Source organism: Caballeronia sp. LZ032, assembly GCF_031451315.1.
Classification (GTDB): Bacteria; Pseudomonadota; Gammaproteobacteria; order Burkholderiales; family Burkholderiaceae; genus Caballeronia.
On the sequence record NZ_JARUXP010000005.1, the window covers coordinates 116663 to 133218 of the forward strand.

Consider the following 16556-nt stretch of genomic DNA (forward strand, 5'->3'; position numbering starts at 1 on the left):
AGAGGGAGCAGATCGGGGAAAATGAGGGGCGTCCCAAGCGCGAAGTAATGACATGAGCCGCAGTCCAGTGCAGAGCGCGGCGCGCCTCAACGCTGCGCACGTCGCCGATTAATGCTCTTCGCAGAGCGCCAAATGCTCGCAAGCTACGACGCCACAGCGAATCGTCCTTGAGTGCCGTCTCCTGCGCGCGTCATGTGTCGTATTGCATGCTCGATCTGTTCGGCAATTTCGTAGTGCACCATGTGGCCCGCACCTGGAATAACGTTCAGCGCGCTTTGCGGGACATCTTGGTGCAGCCGGACTGAATGGGCCTCCACGTCGACGATCTTATCGTCGGCACCTCCGAAGATAGCGACTGGCATCGCTAGCTCCGGATAGCGTTTATACAGCCGCGCCGCTGCCGGAATCATAAACGCTGCGTCCTCCGCTTCGGAACGAATCTGGAGCGGACGGGATAGAAAATCTCGAGGCATGGCAACAAAGAAATCTTCGGGCAGAGGCGTGGGCGCGAACATCGCCTGTGCTGTGCGCTTGAGCAACAGCCGCGCGGTGGGGGGAGACACCGTATAACGCAGTGCATCGCCCAGGAGCGGGATTGCCGCTGGCGCGCTGATCGCGACGTCCAGTCGAGCGCTAGGGTAGTAATAGCCGGAAACCAGAACCAGGCCCCGCACGTCCGCAGGAAAATCCATCGCCAGGTCGAGGGCCACCAGCGTGCCCCATGAATGGCCGAGTACCAGGGGCTGCTCGACGCTCAGTTTGTCGAGCGCCTCATGCAAAAGCCGAGCTTGCGCTTGTGACGTCCAAAGTCGATCACGCGGTCGCTCACTGTAACCAAAGCCGGGGCGATCGAACGCAATGACACGATGCCGTTCGGCCAGCCGATCGAACAGACCGCTACAAAGTCCGTCTTGCAGCGCGACGGTGTTCCCATGGAGGAGCACAACAGCAGGACCGCTACCCTTTTCAACATAGTGCAGGCGCACCCCGTCGACCTCGATAAACCGACCGACGGGTGGGTTACGTCGTTCCGCCTTTCGTGCGTGATAGAGGTTCCAAACTGCGAGCGAGGCAAGCGCACCGGCGGCGAGCGCCAATGACGGCAGGACGCGCCCAACGGTGGGGTTCTGGCGGGACAGACGATACATAGAGCCTCGTAAATGCCGATTTAGGAAAAGTCTTCAAATGAGCGTCGAGTCGGCCCGGTAAGGCCAGACACACCGGGCCTTGCGACGAAAAACTCGTGTCGCAGTCGTCGCGACGTAAGAGCAAGCGCCGTGCGTTGTCATCAGTCAGAGCCACGCTCCAGGTCGTCCGTTCCGCGCCTTCGTGCTTCGTAGTTGGCGGCAAACCGTGTCAGTGAACGATGGTCTCGCACAAAGGCTATCGCCGGGCGGGCTCAGCGAGGCCGAGCCGCGCCTCAATTCCAGGAACGTCGATCTGCCTCGGGTGAGGCAGCGCGCTTCACATAGCGGGCGATGAACGTGCGCGTCTCGTCGTCCGAACAGCGCACGGCGACGCGATCGCCGCTGACCATTTCTACCGTCCCTTCGCCATAACGGCGCACGCGGACGACGTCGCCTACCGCGAAGGTGCGCGTGAGCTCATGCGGGCGCGCCGGCACTTGGATTTCACGCGGACTCTCCTGCACGGTGGGCGGGTGCATACAGTTGTCGCACACGCCACAGCTTTCGCCGCCGAGTTCATCGATCGGTTTTCGATCGCCTGATGACGCTTGAGATCGTGCATCTACGACATCTGCGACATCGGTGGCGAAGTAGTCGAGCAACATCCGCCATCTACAGCGGGCGCTTTGCCCGTAGGTAATCATGCGGTCAAGCACCGCTTGGTCGCGCTCGGCGCGCGCTGCGAATTGTTCGGCGGTCGCGTCGACTTTCGCCATTGCGCCGCCGTCGTCGATGAGCTTCAAGCCACCGTTGCGCGTGCGGCGGGTCATTTTTATATCGTTGAGCAGCGTTGTCGCTACGCGTAGCTTGTTGATGCCTACGTTCGGCAACGCTTGGCGTAACCGCTCAAGCGGTTTTTCGAGGACTTTGTTTTCGCTGTCCCGCGCGAGCATCTGCACCGTTTCGGCCACCTTGCGGATGGTTTCCGTAGTTGGATAGCGTCCGCCCAGGAAAAACTGCTGGACCTGTCTGTCCTTCAACTCGAACAGAAGAATGCAGCGCGCGGCTTCGCCGTCGCGCCCGCCGCGGCCTGCTTCTTGATAGTACGCATCGAGGCTGCCCGGCATCTGCGCATGAATAATGAAGCGAATATCCTGTTTGTCGATGCCCATGCCGAACGCGTTCGTTGCTACCATCACGCGTGCGCGGTTTTCCATGAAGGCGTCCTGTGCCTCCGAGCGGGCCTTGGCCGACAGCTTGCCGTGATAGCGCTCGGCTTGGACGTCTGCATCAAGGAGCAGTGCATGCAGCGTCTCGCACTCGGCCACGGTCGCGCAATAGATGATGCCGCTGCCTTCCTCCGCTCTCGCCAGTTCGACAGCGCGCTTTCGCCGGTCATCGAGATTTGTCATCTGTTCGACGGCGAAGTGCAAGTTGTCGCGATAGACGCCGGTATGAATAATGTTTGCATCGCGCATTTGCAATTCGCGCACGATGTCCGCGCCGACGGCAGGTGTCGCGGTCGCGGTTAACGCAAGCACAGGCGGGTGCCCGATGTTTTTCACTGCATGTATCAGCTCGACGTACGCGGGACGAAAGTCGTGTCCCCATTGCGAGATGCAGTGTGCCTCGTCGATGACGACGAGCGGCACGTCAGGCGTGCCGTCGGCCGTGAGCATCGTGACGAACTCACTGCTAACGAGGCGCTCGGGTGTGACAAACAGGATGCGAATCGCACCGTCCGCGATAGCCTGCAGCGCATCGCGCTCCTCGATTGCTGACAGCGTGCTGTTGATGACCGTTGCTGCGATGTCAGCTTCCATGAGCTTGCTGGCCTGATCGCGCATCAGCGATATCAGCGGCGATACAACCAGTGTCATGCCATCAAGATGTAGCGCGGGCAACTGATAGCAGAGAGATTTGCCCGCGCCCGTTGGCATGATGGCCAGTGTATCGCGTCCTTCAAGGACACTGCGGATGACCTCTTCCTGTCCGGGCCGCAGATTAGGGAAGCCGAACACCCTCCTCAGGGCGCTTTCCAGTTGCGGATCTAGCGGCGTGCGCGTTCGTGTAGACGTCTTGTCATCGTTATGCATAGAGCCGCATCCGTAGTATGGATGATCAGGAAGTTCTGTAAGCGTTGGGCTCTGCCCGCTCATTGTCGCAAGGTGACAGACCACTGACTTTAAAATCACTGATTCGTTGGCTCGCCCGGGTCTTCGACACCCTTGCCAATGTTGTCCTTCTGGTCGCCGTAGTCTTTTCTGTTGGCGCCATTCGTGATCTCAACGTCGCCCTTTAGCTTGCGATCTTCGTTTCCCGTCAGGGTACCAATCGCACTGTCGGTCCAGCCCTTGATCTGTTCCTTGATGCCTTCTTTTTGGTCGCTGTTCATTTCTACCTCCTGCAGTTCGTTAGTGTCGCGCAAGCCCATAGCGAGATGAGCGCGTACGGGGAGACAGGCGCCCGCGTGCCCGACCGGCACGTAGCCCATGCGTGCAAGCGGGCGGCTGTGCCAGATAGGGCTGCACCACGGTCCAACTGGCGCCGTCTGGCCCCAGTTGGGCGATGATGACCAGTGCGCCTGCAATCCAGTCAACCGGGTTGCGATGACCTAAAACGATTCCCTTCGATAACAGCGGGCATTCGCGACGTCCTCCTGGCTAGATGGGCATGACCGCGCCCGGAGCGCGGTTGCTTCTCAGACGCATGCCGACGGTCAGACGGCCTTGCCAGATCCAAGGTCCGCGCCGGTCGTGGGATCGGCAGTCGGATCGGATGCGGTGCGCGAGGCCATCGACTGCAGTGTCTGCACGTCCTCTTCAGACACCGTAACGGTAGCCATTCCGTCGCCTCCGTCGACAGCGGGCTGCGGGTCCGCGACGAACTCCCAGTCGCCGCCTTCATTCCATGGACCGCGGGCGTCGTCGCCCTTGGACATGTTGAAGTACACGTTTGTGAATTCCGGATTGCCCGGCAACTTGCCCTGCGGAAAGTTCGGTTGAATGGAATGCAGCGCTTTTTCGAAGGACTTCTGGTGCGCAATCTCACGCGTCATCAGAAAGCCGAGTGCGTCCTTGATGCCCGGATCGTCAGTGACGTTGATAAGCCGTTCGTAGACGATCTTCGCTCTGGCCTCAGCAGCGATATTGGAACGCAAATCGGCGGTGGGTTCACCGATCGTATCGATGTAAGCCGCAGTCCAAGGCACGCCTGCCGAGTTCGTCAGCGGGGGGCCGCCGCCGTACAGAATCGAGGTGATGTGCGAGTCATTGCCGGCCCCGGTGAGCGAACGGTAAAGCTCCGCCTCTTGCTCGACGCCTTCGGCCAACTGACCTTTCGCACCCTTGTTGAGCATCGCCACAATCGAACCGATGATTTCGAGGTGGCTCAATTCTTCAGTGGCGATGTCGAACAACAGGTCCTTACGGCCAGGGTCATCTTCGCCGACCGCCTGAGTGAAGTAGCGGCACGCGGCGGCGAGTTCACCTTGTGGCCCACCGAACTGCTCGAGCAGTAAATTGGCAAGGCCGGGGTTCGGCGTCGCAACGCGGACGGTGTATTGCAGGCGTTTGTTATGAATGAACATCAACGGCTCCTTTTTTCATGAGGTCGCGCGCAGGCCGTCACGGCACCGTGTACGCAAAAGTGATGGAAGGTACAGCTCGAAGCGGCCGGGGAGCGCCTCGGCGTCACTACGGCCTTTGTGCTTCGAGTCTCAGCGCAACGAACGTGCGCTGGCGTATGCGGCACGCCGCTGGATAACAGGACCGCTTCGCGTTCAGACATCAAGCGCGCGGTCCTGTTCGTCGAGCAATGCGTGTGCCACCGGCGTCGCCCCCGCGTATTTGCTCAGCTCGGCGTTGCAGCTTCAGATAGGGCACAGGGTCGCTCAGAGTGCTCGAGCAGCGACTCGCGAACGCTTGTTCATCACGCTAACTGCACTCGCACACAGCTTCCTTTGCACGGCATCCTATCGATCGGCGCCGCGCGTTCCTACTAGGCATCATCGATGCTATATCTTGGGGAATCCTAAGCGGAGACCTGCAATGACCTCGCCGTCTTTTATAAGCCGAGCAAGTGCTTGGCCGGTCCGGATGTTTAAACGTTTCTCTGCGGACCGATGCGCGCCGATGGCCGCCAGCATTGCATTCTACTCGGCGTTTTCGCTCGCGCCGACGCTCGTCATGGTGATCGCCGTTGCCGGCCTTGTCTTTGGAGCGGAAGCAGCACGCGGCCAGCTATTTGGGCAGATCAGTGGCATGCTGGGAAAAGATGCAGCGGCGAGTGTTCAGGCAATCGTGGAACATGCCCATCAGAGTGGCGGCGGCGGCTTGGCGGCCCTGATTTCATTTGCGTTGTTAGCCGTTGGCGCCTCCGCGACATTCTCGTCGTTAAACACCGCTCTATCGATCATCTGGCCGTCTGAAGAGAAGTTGAAGTCCGGCGTCACGACGCTTGTCAAAGTCCGCCTTATCTCCTTCGGGCTCGTGATGGGCGTCGCATTCTTGCTGGTCATATCGCTGGTCCTGGATACTGCCGTGCAGGCAGCGGGAAAGTGGGCGTTTGGCGCGTCACCCCTCGTCGTTCTCACCGACGTCGCGCAGTTTGTGATCGCGCTACTGATCCTTTCATGCGCTTTCGCTGCGCTGTTGAAGTACCTGCCCGACGGTCATGTTCCGTGGCGCGACGCCTTGGTAGGCGGCAGCATCGCTGCGGTTCTCTTCTCGGTGGGTAAGAAGCTTTTCGCGCTTTATCTCACGCACGCCGGGACCGCAAGCGCGTTCGGCGCAGCCGGATCATTGGCTGTTTTACTCATGTGGCTGTATTTTGCCGCCGCGGTACTCTTGCTCGGAGCAGAGGCGGCTGCATCACGGGTCGAACAACGTGGCGAAGAACACGAAGGGGGTAGGGCAAAGAAATCGGGGGAGACCCGCGGTGCTAATGAAGATCCCATTCCCCAGACTTTGACTTCCGGCCGGGCGGGGTTGCCGCCTGTTTCTGCGCCGTCGAATCCGCAGCTCTCCGCAAGCGCGAAACGTTTGAACACGGTTGGACGCACCCCCGACACTCTGCGCTCGCCTGCTGCTTCACACTTTCTGCAGTTGCTGAGAGCGAACCCTATACGCTTGGCAGCGGCGTTGGTGGGAGCGGGGCTGTTCCTATTTGCCCGAAGCCCGAGCGGTTCGAGCCGGAAGTGACACGGCGTCTCGGTCGGACGACTGGGCGATAGCCCGCATTTGTGGGGCGAGAAAGAGACGATTGGCGGATGCGGCCACGATAACCAGCCAAGCCGCCAATTCTACAGAGCCCTTTTTCCGGCCTACTGTGCGACTGTAATTACGGCAGGCCGCGCGGCCAATGGTTGATGGTGTCAAAGTGATAGTGATGACGGTGATCCTGCTGCTCCTCGGCGGAGCGCTCGTCGTTTATTTGAACGGCCTGAGCCGCGACCATTCGCGGACTGCAGAAGAAACGAGCGTGCGAGTTCAGAGTGATCTGCGAGCGCACGGGCACCGGATGCTTCGGTCACGTCGCAAGGCCTCGAAAAACGCGCCCGCGCCATAAAAAAGGGCGGGTTGCACGGGCAGGTGGCGTGCGCGGCGCGTTACACCGATTACATTGCTGCGTGGCGGAGTGGGCGCCTCGATATAGGGCTGAAATTGGGCATTGGAGCCATGCCGATGGCACCGGTCGAATTTGCCATGGAATCGCCGTACTTACCGGCTTCGGATCCTTGTGGTAGTCGCGGTGTCCTCCTGCCACTACCCAGATGAACGTGCATACGGATGGACATGTTCGTCCCATTATTTCTCGGCGCACGACGGTTCCGGTCATTGTACAAGCACCTTCCTTAGTGGAAGTCATTCGAGCAGACGACACGCTGTCGTCTAACTAACGAGCGTTCGTACCGAAGGACCAGCACCTAAGCAAGTCGAAAAATGCAGCCGGTCGGGGGCTTCCGATAGAAGGGGCCGTGGCCTGGGTTATTTTCCTGCGGAGCCAGCACGCTGTGGCATCAAAACGAGTTCCGATGTCGTGTCGAGTGAACCCTTTGTCGTCTTTGGGCAAGGGCGGCGACAGTCGCTCGGCTCTTCGAACCGGTGTCGCTGCAACGCGAGTTCCTCTGCGAGCGGGTGGAAGATAGGTCGGCTCGGTTCAGGCGATACGGCGCCCGACCGGACTTCCGTAGGATAACCCAGCAGTCCCGTCTCGCAATGCCGGTCGTTACTCCAGCCGGGATAGTCGACGATTGGATAAAGGCATAGTCCCTCGACCGGTACGCCGGCCGCTCGTGCTCGATACGCCTGGTCAGCCACGAATGACAACCATGGCCGCCGCATATCACCTTCTGCACCGGTTTCGGCAATCACTAGCGGGCGGTTGTACCGACTGTACACTTCTTCAAACATATCGGACAACGAGCGATACTCTGGGTCGCCTGGGCCGAGCTCGCCGCCTTCAATAAGCCACTGGTTGAAGCTGTAATAGTTCAAACCGACGATGTCTAGGTACGCCTGCTCGCCTCCGAGTCCAGGCCAGAGCTCGCCCGTCAGCATATCAAACGCTTGATACTGGCTCAAGCGATGGCGCTCGGCGTCATCCTGACGTTCTGGCAAGCGTGAGACGACATTGATCAACGGGTCGGTTGTGACGAAGCGTGCGCCCGGAGCCACCGCCCGGACCGCATCCGTTGCAGCGATGGTCGCTCGAATGAGTTGATGTTTCAGTTCGAGCCCGCGGCCGAATGTCGATGGGCGAATGTCGCCGACCTCGCCGCCGAACCATGACCAAAATGAAATTTCATTGATCAGGGTGAAGACCGGCGCTTCGTCGGTTTCCGATGCGACGAGGTCAGCGGTGGCTGCGGCAAACCGCGCGAATGCTTCGACGAACTGAGGCCGCCAGATGTCGATATGATCCGGCCACCCATAATGGCAGAGGTCCCAGACAACCTGCACGCCGCAGGCGTTGGCCGCGTGCAGCATCGGGAGCACGCTGGTCCAATCGTAGCGACCGGGTCGCGGCTCAACCAGGTGCCAGCGCACGCCGTCCCTCACGGTAACTATGCCGTGTTCCGCCAGGCTGACATAGTCCGCGAGCGCGTGTACATCGTGCGCAGTGGAACGGAGGAGGTCGAGCCGCACGCCGTCATTCCTTCGATGACTTGCGCATTCAAACCCGCCCCAGAAAAAGGACTTGAACTCAGGCGCAGGTCTCATCGTGATGGGATGTCCGTCGCGGTTTGAAGTGGGCTGTCAGCCATGGCTTCCCTGTGACTTGCGCTCTGTGGCGGGGCGCGTTCGCCCGAGCGCGATTCGGCCTCAATCCGCGCATAAACGGCGAGCGCCTGTCCAACGACCTGGTCCATGTTGTAATAGCGGTAAGTTCCGAGGCGTCCCACGAACGTGGTACCAGGCGTCTGCTGGGCCAAGGCTTCGTAGCGCTTGTAAAGCGCCTGGTTGTCTGAGCACGGGATCGGGTAAAACGGATCGCCGGTGGCGCTCGGATATTCAAAGGAGATACTGGTTCTCGGATGACACTGGCCCGTCAGGTGCTTATATTCGGTAATGCGCGTGTATTTGACGTTTTCGTCCGGATAGTTCACCACGGCCACCGGTTGAAGCTGCGGTAGGTCAAGGGTCTCGTGTACGAACCTGAGCGAGCGATACGGCAACTTGCCAAAGCAGAAGTCGAAATATTCGTCGATCGGGCCGGAATAGATAATGTGCTTGCAGAGGAAGTCGTTGCGCGCTTCACGGAAATCAGTGTTGAGCCTGACTGTGATCGCAGGATGCGATAGCATGGCTCTGAACATCGGCTCATAACCCTCAGTGGGCATGCATTGAAACGTATCGGCAAAATAGCGATCATCCGTGTCGGTGCGCGTGGGCACACGAGAAGTGACCGACTTGTCTAACTGCGACGGGTCCATGCCCCACTGCTTGCGGGTGTATCCCTGGAAAAACTTTTCGTATAGCTCGCGGCCCACCGCGCTGACGACGACGTCTTCCGAGGTGAGTACGTCAGCTAGCGCCTCCGCGCGTTCGGCGAGGAAGGCGCGTGCCTCCACCGACGTCATGTGGAGCCCATACAAGACATTCAGAGTCGTCAGATTGATCGGAATCGGCACCAGCATGCCGTCGACGTGCGCCTTTACACGATGTTCGTACGGACGCCATTCGGTAAATTTCGACAGATAGTCAACGATCCGCTGTGCGTTCGTGTGAAAGATATGCGGCCCATAACGATGTATTCGGATTCCTGCTGCATCAAGTTCGTCATAGGCGTTCCCGCCGATGTGGTCGCGGCGGTCAATGATCAGCACCGTTTTGCCCAGGCCGGCGGCGAGGCGTTCGGCAAGAACAGCACCGGCGAATCCCGCGCCAACCACCAGGTAGTCATACGGCTGGCAACGTGCGCATCGCGGGCCGACTGGGCCACGTGCGCAGGCGGCGTTGCCGTCAGTGCTGCCGGGGCCGCGGTTATCTCCGATTGCTGGTTCGCGCCTGCTCAGGTCATTGCGCATTATTCACCTCCTGCCCTTGCTCCAACACTTGCAACACGACGTCGTGCATTCGCTCGAAGGTGTCATCCCAACTCATACCCATGAGAGCCGCGTCTGCCGCTTGCTCGACGAAGAGCCGGTCGGCCGACTGCTCAAGTGCTTCATCGAGCGCCGCTAGAAATGACGCGAGCGAGGTGGTATCCCCACAGGCTCGTGCGATGAAGACGGCAGGGCTGCTGCCGTACCTGTCCACGACATCGCGAACCGCGGTCGACACGACGAGACGTCCACCGGCCAGGTATTCCGGTGTCTTCGTCGGACTGATAAAGCGGGTGGATGCGTTGAGCGCAAACGGCATCATGGTGATGTTCCAGTGCGCGAGAAATGCAGGCAGGTCGGCGTACGCTTGCTTGCCAAGATAATGAATGTTCGGGCATCGCGGCAATTCGCTGCTGTCTATTTTCACGACCGGACCGATCACGACGAAATGGATATCTGGCCGTGCTGCAGCTGCCTCGCGCAACAGAACCGTGTCGAAGCGCTCATCGACCACGCCGAAAAAGCCGACACGTGGACGCGGTATCGCCCGCTGACTCTGTGGCTCAGGGAGCGCCTTCCGGGCTTGTCTAAAATGCGCCACGTCGACGCTGCTTGGAAATAAGTGAACGGCCCGGTGATGCCGTCGTTTGGCCTGGTACAGACTTCGCCCACCCGCAAAGACCAGGTCGGCTTTCGCAAGCAGGGCGCGCTCGGCAAGTTCGAGCGACGCCGGCGCACCCACGAACGCGCTTAGTTCGTCCATGCAGTCGTAGACGGTCGCGACGGGTGCGAGAGACGGCGCGCACGGCAGTGCCATAGGTGTATAAAACCAGAGCAGATACCGCTTCAAGCCCATCTCTGACACGAGTGCGTCAATAAGGCATTTCTCAAAAGCGTCGCGTTCTGGTGCAGCGCCTGCCGGCAGACACGGTACGACAACGGTCGGTCCTGTTCGGCCGCGACGAATTTCGAGGCGAGCCTTTCCTTGGCCAACATCGACCGGCTCTTCGATAAACCACAGCGGATAACGGCTCGCCAGTCTTGACATGAGGTGTTGCGGGCGCTGATACACGAAGTCCCAGCGCAGATGCGAGAAGCAGATCACGCCATCGAACGGGTCTTCGAGCGGGTAGGATTCTGCCGCGCCCGGCGTTGAAACTATCTTGCTCGCCAGCGCCGGACGTTGATTTCTGTTCATGACGGCCTCACGGGGTTCGCTATAGCCGACTGTTCCCCGGCGTTGTGTTCGAGGAGCGACGAGTGATCGGAGAAGGCGCCGAGCAATCCGTACATGGGCTTGGTAGCATTCAGCAAGGACGGTGCCTCCAGCCGTGGAAGCGCGACGTCTCGAGAAGACGCTGATGGCGCGGCTCATGCGGCGCCGACAAGCGGTTATTTGTCGGTCTTAAGCGCACACTGCTGCATCGAAGGATTTCCTCGTCCTTTTGGCTCGCACGAGTCGCCACTGGGCGCGGAAGACGCCGGAATTGCAATAGAGCCATGGGTGAGTGACCCTCCCGCGCCTCCGTGAATGGAGGTCACAATCGTGACCCAACAGAGCGGCTGCCAACGGCTGCCCTTTCGAGCGGCACGACGTTTGCGCAATGGTTTGCGCCCCTCCCCTCGATAGGAGAATCGTCATGGCTGTCGCAACTCTCAACGATCTTTTCATTCACGGACTTTCAGATATCTATAGTGCGGAGAAGCAACTGACCAAGGCGTTGCCCAAACTCGCCCGGGCGGCCACTAACCCGGAATTGTCTGCAGCGTTCAAGACCCATTTGGAAGAGACCCAAGGCCAAGTCGAGCGAATCGATCAAGTCGTCGAGACCTCTGGAATCAAGCTGAAGCGCCTGAAGTGCGTCGCCATGGAGGGGCTTGTCGAAGAGGGACAAGAGCAAATTGAAGAAATCGAGAAGGGTCCTATCTTGGATGCGGCGTTAATCGCCGCAGCTCAGAAGGTCGAGCACTATGAGATTGCTGCATACGGGACGCTTGCCACACTCGCCAAGAAGCTGGGCTATACGGAGGGCATGAATCTTTTACTCGAGACCTTGGAAGAGGAAAAGGCAACGGACGAGAAACTGACGATGTTGGCCAAGCAAGAGCTCTCTCAAGAGGAGGATGGCAAGTAAGCCGCTAGCTGTATCCGACCATTTTCAGTCGCTGAACCGATGTTTACGCCGCGTGGGGTCCAATAAAGTTCCATGCGGCGTACCCGTCGCATGAATGGAAACGGTGAGACGATTGGCGTTCGGAAGGAGACGATGGAGCTTCATGGGCTAGAAACGAAGCCGTAGCGCGTGGAGGCAAGGCGCATTGCAACCGGAGGTATGTTGTGCTGATGTCGCCGTGTCCGACACGCGAGTCGCCGACGCTGCGCCGGCGGCGGCGCACCGCCACGCACGCAGTGTTTCACTTCGCGCGCGTAGCGGCGAGATGTCAGCTTCCGCGAGAGGAAGAAGTTTGAAGACAGCGTAACGAAGTGCGCTGCGGGAGTGCGCCGCGCGGCAGCGCTTTATGCGCTGTAGCGTATTGAACGTTACTTCGAGCGCCCACGGTCGCGTGACAAGGGAAGAGCGATGACTGAAGATCCGGACAACTGGAGAGCCTGGCAAAAGCAGATAATCCGCGAGCTCGGCGTAGCAGAGAATTTCGACGTGGACATTGAACGAGAGCGGCGAATAGGCTTCTTATGCGACTATTTGGTCTCGCAGGGACTTCGGACATTCGTCTTGGGCATCAGCGGAGGCGTCGATTCCTCCGCTTCGGGCCGTCTCGCTCAGCTGAGCGTCGAACGTCTACGAGCCCGCAGATATGAAGCTCATTTTGTCGCGGTGAGGCTGCCATACGGCAAGCAGCGTGACGAGGACGATGCGCGACTCGCGCTCGACTTCGTGCGTCCGGACGAGACTCTCGAGGTAAATGTAAAAGGGAGCGCAGACGAAATGCTTGCGGCCCTTGAAAGCGCCGGCGCGCAATACACGGATGATTTCCACAGGGACTTCGTGCTAGGCAACATGAAGGCGCGCGAGCGCATGATTGCGCAGTATGCGATCGCAGGGGCGCGCGTGGGGTGGTGATTGGCACGGACCACGCTGCGGAGTCGCTCATGGGCTTCTTTACGAAGTATGGCGACGGCGGCGCCGACGTACTGCCGCTTTCGGGCCTTACTAAGCGACGCGTGCGGGCGCTGGCGAGCTCGATGGGAGCGGTAGAGCGACTCGTTATGAAGGTGCCGACTGCCGATCTAGAGTCGCTCACGCCCCAGCGACCCGATGAAGACAGCTACGGCATTAGTTACGAAAACATCGACGATTTTCTCGAAGGAAAAGAAGTCAGTGAGCAAGTACTAACGACGATACGCCGCTTCCATACGGCAACACGACACAAGCGCTCGCTCCCCGTGGAGGTCCCTCGGAACTGATTGGTCGAGTCGCGGTACAGGCAGCTGCGGGCAAACGTTTTTCGTGGGCCGTAACTTGCCCCCCACGTACGATGATTAGGTGGGAGCCTTTTACACGAGTGAATGCCTTTGGTGCACGGCCTTTTCTAATTTTGTTCTATGGCTCGTTGGGCATGTTGTGGCGGGCGCCGAGACTGATGTCCGCGCACTACATCAAACTGCTTCCCGGTTCATGCTCAGAAACTTACTTGCCTGCGCCACGCCCTCTGCGCCACGCCCGTACGTCCTGAATTTAACTCGGCTAGGTTTCACGGCGACGGGCAAGGCAGCTCAGGCTGCCTCAACCGGGGCAAGCGGCGCAGGCGCTCCAACCCTGATGCAGCAACGCGAGAAAGGCATGTCGCCGGGTGGCGCGTCGGGGCAGGACGCAAACCCGAAGGCGACAGGCAAGATAAAGCAATAAAGCGGTCCAGGGTGCCGGCTAGCATGAACTGCTCGCAGACAGGGCTGCGTCGAGGCGGTGTCCAAGGCTCACGCATCGCAACCCGCGCTCAGCAACGGGGAGGAATGGATGGCTTCCGTGCTACTTGTCGACGACGATATGGGATGGCTGGGCTTGCTCGGCGTTGCGATTGCGATTGCGATTGCGATTGCGATTGCGATTGCGGCAGAAGGCTATATCGTCCGAACGGCGACTGACGGCGAGCACGCTCTATCGCTTGCGAAAGCTGCACCGCCGGACGTTGTCGTGACAGACTGTGCGATGCCCGGCCTCAACGGCGTAGGGTTAATCCGTGTGATGCTCTCTGAGCCGAAACTCGCCCACATCCCGGTAATTCTCATCTCCGATTCTCGACGACGCCCGAGCGTACCGTGTGCCTGCTTCATGAGCAAGCCGTTTCCAGTACTCGCGCTGCTCCGTCAATTGAAGGTTGTCCAACGACGACGCCGTGCGGGCAAGTATTCAGTGCTGAGGGCTGTTGCCACCCACTTCTTACGCGTTAGATAGGACTGGACACGCCATAGACCCGCAACCGACCATGGCTAGCACTGCCCTTCGATAGGTCGGGCTTCGCGTAAGGGAGGCCACGACGGCCAATCGTTGAGCCGACCGTACGACTGCTTAACGAGCTGCGAATCGGGTAGAAGCGTCGTCGCCTGCGAAAGCTCGGGCTTCGGAATTCGGAGTAATTGGGGCGCGACGAATCTATTGCTAATACCGCCTTTGGTTGAAACTGTCGTTGCGTTGATGGGCGTTGAGCCAATTCTGACGATAGTTGGCAGATGTCCGGAAAGGAGGACTCGGCGCCTCGCGTGCTTACATGTTGTCACAGCGATATGCTCCCCTTTTTACCTTGCGAACTGCATAACGGTGCGGAGAACAGCTTCAAGAACTTACCCGTTCGGGTCATGGTTCAGCAATCGTCACGGCAATCATTTCGCCAGCTGAGGGTTTTGCTCGAGGGAATGATGCCTCGAATACAGGCACGCCCGATGCTGACGTTTTGGCTGAGGCAGCGCTCGAAGTTTTCAGCATTCGCTGTGCCGCTGAGTATTAGATGATGGGCTTGCCGCCCGTCACCGCTATGGTCGCGCCGGAGGTGTAGCTCGCTTCGTCCGATGCGAGCATCACATACGCGGTGGCGAGTTCGGCGGGCTGGCCGGGGCGTTTCATCGGCGTCTGCATGCCGAAGTTTTCGACGCTCGACGGTGGCATCGTCGACGGAATCAGCGGCGTCCAGATCGGCCCCGGCGCGACGCAATTCACGCGAATGCCGCGCTCGGCGAGCAGTTGCGCGAGGCCACCAGTGAAGTTCTGGATTGCGCCTTTCGTGCTCGCATACGCGATGAGGCCGGGGTTCGGCGCATCGGCGTTGACCGACGTCGTGTTGACGATCGCGCCGCCCGCCTTCATGTGCGCGAGCGCGGCCTTCGTGATGCGGAACATCGCGCCGATGTTGGTCGAATAGGTCTTGTCCCATTCGTCGTCGCTGATGTCTTCGAGCTTGTCGTAGGTCGCTTGATAAGCCGCGTTGTTGACGAGCACGTCGATGCGCCCGAACGCTTGCGCGGTCTTCGCGACGAGCTCCTTGCAGTGCGCGCGGTCGGTGATGTCGCCGGGCAACAGCAGCGCGCGGCGCCCTGCCTTCTCGACCCAGCGCGCGGTTTCCTCCGCGTCGGCGTGCTCGTTCAGATAGGCGATGGCGACATCCGCGCCTTCATGCGCATAGGCGATCGCCACCGCGCGCCCGATGCCGCTGTCCGCGCCCGTGATGAGCGCAACCTTGCCTTCTAGCTTGTCGCTGCCCTTGTAGCTCGATTCGCCGTGATCGGGCTGCGGGTTCATCGGGGCGGTGAGTCCGGGGCGGTTGTCCTGTTGCTGCGACGGCATGGGCGGGCGCGGGTATTGGCTGGTATCGGTCATGATGATGGGCCTCAAAAGACGACCGCTCGCGCGGCCATGCGACCGATACAGCATTGGGCGTTCCAGCGCCCACACACGTTGGCGAATACTTAGGAACGCAATTAAATGGCCGGCTGCGCGGATGTGCAGCGAGGACGGTTAATCACGCCTCTTCGGCGAGCCATAGTGAAGCTTCGAGAACGTCGCCGCTCTTGTCGATGAAGTCGCGCGCCCATTCAGCGATCGCCGCTTCCGCCGCTGCCACCGTCGGCCTGACGATGTGGCTGTGGAACGTCACCTTCGTGACCTCGGCGTGCCGCCTGTAATCAAACCCATTGAATACATGAACGCCTCCGCGGAGCGCATGTACCTTTTGTCGAGCATAGACCGCTCCACGTCGGGCGAATGGATATACCGGCGATCAGCGTTCTGTAATGCGCCGCAAGCCCGCTTTGACCTTCCCAATCGCGAGTTTCGGATTGCCGGCGAGCGCGGTTGCGCGAGCCATCATCAGCGCGTAGCGGTCGGTGGATTGAAGATCGAGCGACAGCGTGATCTGATCGACGAGACTGCTGACTTCGATGATTACCACGTTTCCAGGCGCGAGCCGCCCGGCGCATTGTGCTCAAGAGCCGCCAGCTTGAAAGGATAATTCCGTGCTTCCATGACGACTCCGAGTCGCGACCGGCGGCCGGTTGCATCAAGCATCGTTTGTGCCAAGGCTTCGCCCCGCGGGCGGGCGCACGGGTTGCTGTCAAGACACGTCGTCGGCGCGAGGAAAGATGCAATGAATCGATTCTATCGGTCAGCAATGATGCTTGCGCTCGCCCTTGCGTGCATGTCGGGCGCGGCAAGCGCGGGCGCGCAGCAGAACGGCGCGCCGCCCGGCAACAAGTCGCCGGGAGATGGCGTCCCGGGCAAATCCGCGGGCGTGGCGGGCGGCGCGGGTGCGGCGGGACAATCGGGCACCGATCCCGCGACGCTCAAGCGCGCCGAGGAAGCGCGCGTGCAGCAGAAGCATTCCCAGGGCGCATCGGGTGCGGGCGCGGCGAAGCGCAAGGACTGAAAGGA

14 protein-coding genes and 1 pseudogene are annotated in these 16556 nt (G+C 60.0%); 5 read left to right on the forward strand and 10 right to left on the reverse strand.

Annotated elements, in window-relative coordinates; all coding sequences use genetic code 11:
- Positions 1-143: 143 nt before the first annotated feature.
- The 4 genes from QCE69_RS35085 to QCE69_RS35100 all read right to left on the reverse strand — a co-directional run bounded on the left by QCE69_RS35085 (position 144) and on the right by QCE69_RS35100 (position 4716).
- On the reverse strand, positions 144-1148 hold the full coding sequence (locus QCE69_RS35085; RefSeq protein ID WP_309935535.1) for an alpha/beta hydrolase: 1005 nt from the start codon (positions 1146-1148) through the stop codon (positions 144-146).
- Between the two features lie 272 nt (positions 1149-1420).
- Positions 1421-3223 carry an ATP-dependent DNA helicase RecQ gene (locus QCE69_RS35090; protein WP_309935536.1) on the reverse strand — a complete coding sequence of 601 codons (1803 nt, stop codon included), beginning with the start codon at positions 3221-3223 and terminating at the stop codon, positions 1421-1423.
- A 95-nt stretch (positions 3224-3318) separates the two neighbouring features.
- Positions 3319-3522 carry a CsbD family protein gene (locus QCE69_RS35095; protein ID WP_309935537.1) on the reverse strand — a complete coding sequence of 68 codons (204 nt, stop codon included), beginning with the start codon at positions 3520-3522 and terminating at the stop codon, positions 3319-3321.
- Between the two features lie 324 nt (positions 3523-3846).
- A complete protein-coding gene (locus QCE69_RS35100) occupies positions 3847-4716 on the reverse strand; it encodes a manganese catalase family protein (protein WP_309935538.1) in 870 nt (289 codons plus the stop codon).
- 544 nt (positions 4717-5260) lie between these two features.
- Here QCE69_RS35100 and QCE69_RS35105 point away from each other — a divergent pair.
- A complete protein-coding gene (locus QCE69_RS35105; RefSeq protein WP_409021267.1) occupies positions 5261-6328 on the forward strand; it encodes a YihY/virulence factor BrkB family protein in 1068 nt (355 codons plus the stop codon).
- A gap of 786 nt (positions 6329-7114) precedes the next feature.
- Here QCE69_RS35105 and QCE69_RS35110 read toward each other — a convergent pair.
- The 3 genes from QCE69_RS35110 to QCE69_RS35120 all read right to left on the reverse strand — a co-directional run bounded on the left by QCE69_RS35110 (position 7115) and on the right by QCE69_RS35120 (position 10873).
- A complete protein-coding gene (locus tag QCE69_RS35110) occupies positions 7115-8275 on the reverse strand; it encodes a beta-glucosidase (protein WP_309935540.1) in 1161 nt (386 codons plus the stop codon).
- Positions 8276-8346: 71 nt separating this feature from the next.
- On the reverse strand, positions 8347-9657 hold the full coding sequence (gene glf, locus QCE69_RS35115; RefSeq protein WP_309935541.1) for a UDP-galactopyranose mutase: 1311 nt from the start codon (positions 9655-9657) through the stop codon (positions 8347-8349).
- Entirely contained in the window at positions 9647-10873 is a 1227-nt protein-coding gene (locus tag QCE69_RS35120) for a glycosyltransferase (RefSeq protein ID WP_309935542.1), read from the reverse strand. Before QCE69_RS35120 ends, glf begins: the two co-directional genes overlap by 11 nt.
- Positions 10874-11315: 442 nt before the next feature.
- On the opposite strand from QCE69_RS35120, the gene QCE69_RS35125 reads away from it, so the two are divergent.
- The 3 genes and pseudogenes from QCE69_RS35125 to QCE69_RS35135 all read left to right on the forward strand — a co-directional run bounded on the left by QCE69_RS35125 (position 11316) and on the right by QCE69_RS35135 (position 14090).
- A complete protein-coding gene (locus tag QCE69_RS35125; protein WP_309935543.1) occupies positions 11316-11810 on the forward strand; it encodes a DUF892 family protein in 495 nt (164 codons plus the stop codon).
- 447 nt (positions 11811-12257) lie between these two features.
- Positions 12258-13102, forward strand: a pseudogene (gene nadE / locus QCE69_RS35130) (ammonia-dependent NAD(+) synthetase).
- A 550-nt stretch (positions 13103-13652) separates the two neighbouring features.
- Complete coding sequence (locus tag QCE69_RS35135; RefSeq protein WP_309935544.1) at positions 13653-14090, forward strand: response regulator; 438 nt, start codon at positions 13653-13655, stop codon at positions 14088-14090.
- 546 nt (positions 14091-14636) lie between these two features.
- Here the strand turns inward: QCE69_RS35135 and QCE69_RS35140 are convergent.
- The 3 genes from QCE69_RS35140 to QCE69_RS35150 form a co-directional block, all read right to left on the reverse strand.
- Entirely contained in the window at positions 14637-15506 is an 870-nt protein-coding gene (locus tag QCE69_RS35140; protein WP_309935545.1) for a glucose 1-dehydrogenase, read from the reverse strand.
- Positions 15507-15648: 142 nt separating this feature from the next.
- Positions 15649-15783 (reverse strand): hypothetical protein, encoded by a 135-nt coding sequence (locus QCE69_RS35145; RefSeq protein ID WP_309935546.1) that lies wholly within the window; start codon positions 15781-15783, stop codon positions 15649-15651.
- A 123-nt stretch (positions 15784-15906) separates the two neighbouring features.
- Positions 15907-16077, reverse strand: coding sequence for a hypothetical protein (locus QCE69_RS35150; RefSeq protein WP_309935547.1), 171 nt, complete (start codon positions 16075-16077; stop codon positions 15907-15909).
- Between the two features lie 195 nt (positions 16078-16272).
- Between QCE69_RS35150 and QCE69_RS35155 the strand changes: the two genes are divergently transcribed.
- Entirely contained in the window at positions 16273-16551 is a 279-nt protein-coding gene (locus QCE69_RS35155) for a hypothetical protein (RefSeq protein ID WP_309935548.1), read from the forward strand.
- Positions 16552-16556 lie beyond the last annotated feature (5 nt).

Bases quoted from the DNA above. Each gene is read 5' to 3' on its own strand.
- QCE69_RS35120 (WP_309935542.1), bottom strand. From the start codon at position 10,873: ATGAACAGAAATCAACGTCCGGCGCTGGCGAGCAAGATAGTTTCAACG.
- QCE69_RS35125 (WP_309935543.1), top strand. From the start codon at position 11,316: ATGGCTGTCGCAACTCTCAACGATCTTTTCATTCACGGACTTTCAGAT.
- QCE69_RS35135 (WP_309935544.1), top strand. From the start codon at position 13,653: ATGGCTTCCGTGCTACTTGTCGACGACGATATGGGATGGCTGGGCTTG.
- QCE69_RS35140 (WP_309935545.1), bottom strand. From the start codon at position 15,506: ATGACCGATACCAGCCAATACCCGCGCCCGCCCATGCCGTCGCAGCAA.
- QCE69_RS35155 (WP_309935548.1), top strand. From the start codon at position 16,273: ATGAATCGATTCTATCGGTCAGCAATGATGCTTGCGCTCGCCCTTGCG.
- QCE69_RS35095 (WP_309935537.1), bottom strand. From the start codon at position 3,522: ATGAACAGCGACCAAAAAGAAGGCATCAAGGAACAGATCAAGGGCTGG.
- QCE69_RS35090 (WP_309935536.1), bottom strand. From the start codon at position 3,223: ATGCATAACGATGACAAGACGTCTACACGAACGCGCACGCCGCTAGAT.
- QCE69_RS35100 (WP_309935538.1), bottom strand. From the start codon at position 4,716: ATGTTCATTCATAACAAACGCCTGCAATACACCGTCCGCGTTGCGACG.
- glf (WP_309935541.1), bottom strand. From the start codon at position 9,657: ATGCGCAATGACCTGAGCAGGCGCGAACCAGCAATCGGAGATAACCGC.
- QCE69_RS35085 (WP_309935535.1), bottom strand. From the start codon at position 1,148: ATGTATCGTCTGTCCCGCCAGAACCCCACCGTTGGGCGCGTCCTGCCG.
- QCE69_RS35105 (WP_409021267.1), top strand. From the start codon at position 5,261: ATGGCCGCCAGCATTGCATTCTACTCGGCGTTTTCGCTCGCGCCGACG.